The organism is Actinomadura roseirufa, assembly GCF_900659635.1.
Taxonomy (GTDB): domain Bacteria; phylum Actinomycetota; class Actinomycetes; order Streptosporangiales; family Streptosporangiaceae; genus Spirillospora; species Spirillospora roseirufa.
In genome coordinates, this window is the sequence record NZ_CAACVB010000524.1 from 1 (window position 1) to 2,295 (window position 2,295).

The following is a 2,295-nucleotide window of genomic DNA, read 5'->3' on the forward strand; positions in this document are numbered from 1 at the left end:
CACCAATGATACCGAAGTGACAATTAACGCGATCGCTGCTTAACTAGCACAACGGATCACGGGGTGGCCTTTTCTTACACCACTCCCATGGACGCGGCCTCGTGAACCTACGCATCATTAGCTCAGCGCGGGATGCAAGATAGCTGGTAGAGCACTACCTGTTGTGGATAACTTCCGCTTGGAAGATCACACTGGCCAGGCATGGGACCGAGCGCGGTCCCCCAAAAGCCAGGAGCGGAGGCATGTGACCACACCAAGATGAGGCAGCGATGGGGCCAAGCCCTTGCCGGACCCGCGACCGTCCACGCGGTACTGGACGCCGTCCACACAGCCGCCACCGAGATCGACCACCTTCTACTCCATCTCGAACGCTTCCTCACGCGTCAGCACGAGGACGGACGCCTCGTCCATGACCACAGCGGGAGCCTCGACGAGGCACTCGACGACTTTGGGCGCGCCGTCCTTCACGCCCGCCACCTGGGCGCTGGATGCGGCAAAGCCATCAGCCAGGGACGAAGCGCGATCAACCACGTCCACGGCACAAGATCGCCGCCCGCGACCAGCGAACCGCTGGCACACGACACCGCGACCGCACCGGCCCCCTGGGCCGACGAGCCGAACCACGGGTGAGGCCTCCAGAAGGCCGAGGGCTACGGGCGAGATGGTTCGGCAGCTCGCGGAAGGGGGTCTGAGCCGTGAAGCAGATGAGCCAGGACGAGCTTGTCGCCCTCCCCGCCAGCATCAGCGTCGAGACCGCCGCCCGAGCCATCGGACTCGGACGCACACGCGCCTACCAGCTCGCCCGCCGAGGCGAGTTCCCCTGCAAGGTCATCCGCATCGGCGCCAGCTACCGCGTCGTGACCGTCGACCTCCGCCGGCCTCTCGGCATCGAACCGAACTAATGGGACGTCCAGCGAGCGAAGGTCCGGTTCTCCGTTGGAGGGCCGGGCCTTCGGCGTTGAGGGTGCCGCGCCCTTGCCTGTGGTGATCTTCACCGGGTGCTGCCAGCCTATGATCGCGAAGGTTCGCAGATGAACCAGGTTGGCGCTCAGGCGTGCCCGATCCGAGTGGCGAACGGGTGACAAATGATCTTGGAGGCGGTTCCCAAGATCGTTCCGCGAGGCTCTGACCTGAGGGAAACAAGAGAGCGGGCGACGGGAATCGAACCCGCGTAGCCAGTTTGGAAGACATCGGGCCACGATCTTGAAACCAGCGAAGACGCAGCTCAGCGGCTATATCGCATGCCCCGCGAATGACCGTAGCGCCCCGCTGCCGACCACCCCAACGGGCACGATCAGGGCACGGCGTTCCGGCTCCGCGCCAGGCGCCGGACTCCTCATCTAGCATGGCAACCATGACCGAACTCCCGGTAGGCGACGATCACCAGGTGATCCGCCTCGGCGATGAGGCCGCCGTGGTCGTCCCGCTCGACGAGTACCGCCGGCTGCGTGAACTCGAACGCCGCGCGCAACTCGCCGAGCAAGCCGACGCGGAAGAGGCGGAAGCCCTGGCCGAGTACCGCGCACAGCAGGACGCGGGCACGTTGACGGCCATCCCGCAGGACGAGGTACGGCGCCGGTTCGGTCTCACCAACTGATGACCTACAGCGTCACATGGAGCGAACGGGCGGTCTCCTCCGGCTCCCGCTACCTCGCGGACGATGCCGAAGGATTGGCCCAGGTCATGACCGTTACCGACCTGCTCGCCGACAACCCCCGCCCCGACGGTTCCTTCCCCTACGGGAGCGAAGATCTGCGGCGAATCCGCGTCGGCCGGTACCGCGTCCTCTACGAGATCTACCCAGAAGACCAAGCCATCATGGTTCTGCACGTCGGCCGGATCGCCTAGCTCCCGCACCGCTGGGCCGTGAGGCGTAGCCGCTGCTCTTCCCCCGGCCTTCCTCCCCGGGCCCCGACAAGACCTGCGTTTAGCGGCGGACGGGTTCTGTCCAGGGTGGCGAAGCCATCACGTAGTGACGCCGGAAGGGCGCCCTTGACGTGGACCGAGCCGGAGGGTGCTTCCGCGCGAACGGCGCGCAACCCGTGACAGACGGATTCGCGCGGAAGTGCCCTCCGGGACCAGGAGGGGTCTGGGGAACCACGGGGTTCCCCAGTAGCGCACGCTCAACCAATCCCCGAACCGACCGTGACGACGGCGACCATGCTCGACCACAGCCACGCCCTGGGGCTCGTTGCCGAACTGGCCTCGACGCTCGGGGGCCGCCGGGCGGTGACCGGCGCCCACGCCGCACGCGCCGTCCGGCGGAGCCGGGCGGCCGGGGCGGCGAGGCGAGCG

At 67.1% G+C, this 2,295-nt stretch carries 4 protein-coding genes; 3 read left to right on the forward strand and 1 reads right to left on the reverse strand.

The annotated features are described in order from the left end of the window. Positions 1–354: 354 nt before the first annotated feature. Positions 355–537: a hypothetical protein gene (locus E1291_RS41070; protein ID WP_131743422.1), complete on the reverse strand. Its 183-nt coding sequence runs from the start codon at positions 535–537 to the stop codon at positions 355–357. 167 nt (positions 538–704) lie between these two features. Between E1291_RS41070 and E1291_RS41075 the strand changes: the two genes are divergently transcribed. The 3 genes from E1291_RS41075 (at position 705) to E1291_RS41085 (ending at position 1,848) form a co-directional block, all read left to right on the forward strand. Continuing rightward, positions 705–902, forward strand: coding sequence for a MerR family transcriptional regulator (locus E1291_RS41075; protein ID WP_131743424.1), 198 nt, complete (start codon positions 705–707; stop codon positions 900–902). 452 nt (positions 903–1,354) lie between these two features. Next, entirely contained in the window at positions 1,355–1,597 is a 243-nt protein-coding gene (locus tag E1291_RS43620; RefSeq protein WP_207401258.1) for a hypothetical protein, read from the forward strand. Continuing rightward, positions 1,597–1,848 carry a type II toxin-antitoxin system RelE family toxin gene (locus E1291_RS41085; RefSeq protein WP_131743423.1) on the forward strand — a complete coding sequence of 84 codons (252 nt, stop codon included), beginning with the start codon at positions 1,597–1,599 and terminating at the stop codon, positions 1,846–1,848. The genes E1291_RS43620 and E1291_RS41085 overlap by 1 nt, the downstream gene beginning before the upstream one ends. Positions 1,849–2,295 lie beyond the last annotated feature (447 nt).